The organism is Pseudomonas sp. FW300-N1A1 (assembly GCF_058789115.1).
In genome coordinates, this window is the sequence record NZ_JBYTBK010000080.1 from 1 (window position 1) to 2,969 (window position 2,969).

Genomic DNA, 2,969 nt, shown 5'->3' on the forward strand with positions numbered 1-2,969 from the left:
TGCGAATTTTCGGCGAATGTCGTCTTCATAGTATAACCAGATTGCTTGGGGTTATATGGTCAAGTGAAGAAGCGCATACGGTGGATGCCTTGGCAGTCAGAGGCGATGAAAGACGTGGTAGCCTGCGAAAAGCTTCGGGGAGTCGGCAAACAGACTTTGATCCGGAGATGTCTGAATGGGGGAACCCAGCCATCATAAGATGGTTATCTTGTACTGAATACATAGGTGCAAGAGGCGAACCAGGGGAACTGAAACATCTAAGTACCCTGAGGAAAAGAAATCAACCGAGATTCCCTTAGTAGTGGCGAGCGAACGGGGACTAGCCCTTAAGTGGCTTTGAGATTAGCGGAACGCTCTGGAAAGTGCGGCCATAGTGGGTGATAGCCCTGTACGCGAAAATCTCTTAGTCATGAAATCGAGTAGGACGGAGCACGAGAAACTTTGTCTGAATATGGGGGGACCATCCTCCAAGGCTAAATACTACTGACTGACCGATAGTGAACTAGTACCGTGAGGGAAAGGCGAAAAGAACCCCGGAGAGGGGAGTGAAATAGATCCTGAAACCGTATGCGTACAAGCAGTGGGAGCCCACTTTGTTGGGTGACTGCGTACCTTTTGTATAATGGGTCAGCGACTTATTTTCAGTGGCGAGCTTAACCGAATAGGGGAGGCGTAGCGAAAGCGAGTCTTAATAGGGCGTCTAGTCGCTGGGAATAGACCCGAAACCGGGCGATCTATCCATGGGCAGGTTGAAGGTTGGGTAACACTAACTGGAGGACCGAACCGACTACCGTTGAAAAGTTAGCGGATGACCTGTGGATCGGAGTGAAAGGCTAATCAAGCTCGGAGATAGCTGGTTCTCCTCGAAAGCTATTTAGGTAGCGCCTCATGTATCACTGTAGGGGGTAGAGCACTGTTTCGGCTAGGGGGTCATCCCGACTTACCAAACCGATGCAAACTCCGAATACCTACAAGTGCCGAGCATGGGAGACACACGGCGGGTGCTAACGTCCGTCGTGAAAAGGGAAACAACCCAGACCGTCAGCTAAGGTCCCAAAGTTATGGTTAAGTGGGAAACGATGTGGGAAGGCTTAGACAGCTAGGAGGTTGGCTTAGAAGCAGCCACCCTTTAAAGAAAGCGTAATAGCTCACTAGTCGAGTCGGCCTGCGCGGAAGATGTAACGGGGCTCAAACCATACACCGAAGCTACGGGTATCATCTTCGGATGATGCGGTAGAGGAGCGTTCTGTAAGCCTGTGAAGGTGAGTTGAGAAGCTTGCTGGAGGTATCAGAAGTGCGAATGCTGACATGAGTAACGACAATGGGTGTGAAAAACACCCACGCCGAAAGACCAAGGTTTCCTGCGCAACGTTAATCGACGCAGGGTTAGTCGGTCCCTAAGGCGAGGCTGAAAAGCGTAGTCGATGGAAAACAGGTTAATATTCCTGTACTTCTGGTTATTGCGATGGAGGGACGGAGAAGGCTAGGCCAGCTTGGCGTTGGTTGTCCAAGTTTAAGGTGGTAGGCTGGACTCTTAGGTAAATCCGGGAGTCTAAGGCCGAGAGCTGATGACGAGTGTTCTTTTAGAACACGAAGTGGTTGATGCCATGCTTCCAAGAAAAGCTTCTAAGCTTCAGGTAACCAGGAACCGTACCCCAAACCGACACAGGTGGTTGGGTAGAGAATACCAAGGCGCTTGAGAGAACTCGGGTGAAGGAACTAGGCAAAATGGCACCGTAACTTCGGGAGAAGGTGCGCCGGTGAGGGTGAAGGACTTGCTCCGTAAGCCCACGCCGGTCGAAGATACCAGGCCGCTGCGACTGTTTATTAAAAACACAGCACTCTGCAAACACGAAAGTGGACGTATAGGGTGTGACGCCTGCCCGGTGCCGGAAGGTTAATTGATGGGGTTAGCTAACGCGAAGCTCTTGATCGAAGCCCCGGTAAACGGCGGCCGTAACTATAACGGTCCTAAGGTAGCGAAATTCCTTGTCGGGTAAGTTCCGACCTGCACGAATGGCGTAACGATGGCGGCGCTGTCTCCACCCGAGACTCAGTGAAATTGAAATCGCTGTGAAGATGCAGTGTATCCGCGGCTAGACGGAAAGACCCCGTGAACCTTTACTATAGCTTTGCACTGGACTTTGAATTTGCTTGTGTAGGATAGGTGGGAGGCTTTGAAGCGTGGACGCCAGTCTGCGTGGAGCCAACCTTGAAATACCACCCTGGCAACTTTGAGGTTCTAACTCAGGTCCGTTATCCGGATCGAGGACAGTGTATGGTGGGTAGTTTGACTGGGGCGGTCTCCTCCTAAAGAGTAACGGAGGAGTACGAAGGTGCGCTCAGACCGGTCGGAAATCGGTCGTAGAGTATAAAGGCAAAAGCGCGCTTGACTGCGAGACAGACACGTCGAGCAGGTACGAAAGTAGGTCTTAGTGATCCGGTGGTTCTGTATGGAAGGGCCATCGCTCAACGGATAAAAGGTACTCCGGGGATAACAGGCTGATACCGCCCAAGAGTTCATATCGACGGCGGTGTTTGGCACCTCGATGTCGGCTCATCACATCCTGGGGCTGAAGCCGGTCCCAAGGGTATGGCTGTTCGCCATTTAAAGTGGTACGCGAGCTGGGTTTAGAACGTCGTGAGACAGTTCGGTCCCTATCTGCCGTGGACGTTTGAGATTTGAGAGGGGCTGCTCCTAGTACGAGAGGACCGGAGTGGACGAACCTCTGGTGTTCCGGTTGTCACGCCAGTGGCATTGCCGGGTAGCTATGTTCGGAATAGATAACCGCTGAAAGCATCTAAGCGGGAAACTAGCCTCAAGATGAGATCTCACTGGGACCTTGAGTCCCCTGAAGGGCCGTCGAAGACTACGACGTTGATAGGTTGGGTGTGTAAGCGCTGTGAGGCGTTGAGCTAACCAATACTAATTGCCCGTGAGGCTTGACCATATAACACCCAAGCAATTT

Annotated in this window: 1 rRNA gene; it reads left to right on the plus strand. The window is 51.8% G+C overall.

From position 1 onward, the window contains the following. Positions 1-57: 57 nt before the first annotated feature. Positions 58-2,951 (plus strand): 23S ribosomal RNA (locus tag AC3WQN_RS25360). The last annotated feature ends 18 nt before the right edge of the window (positions 2,952-2,969 follow it).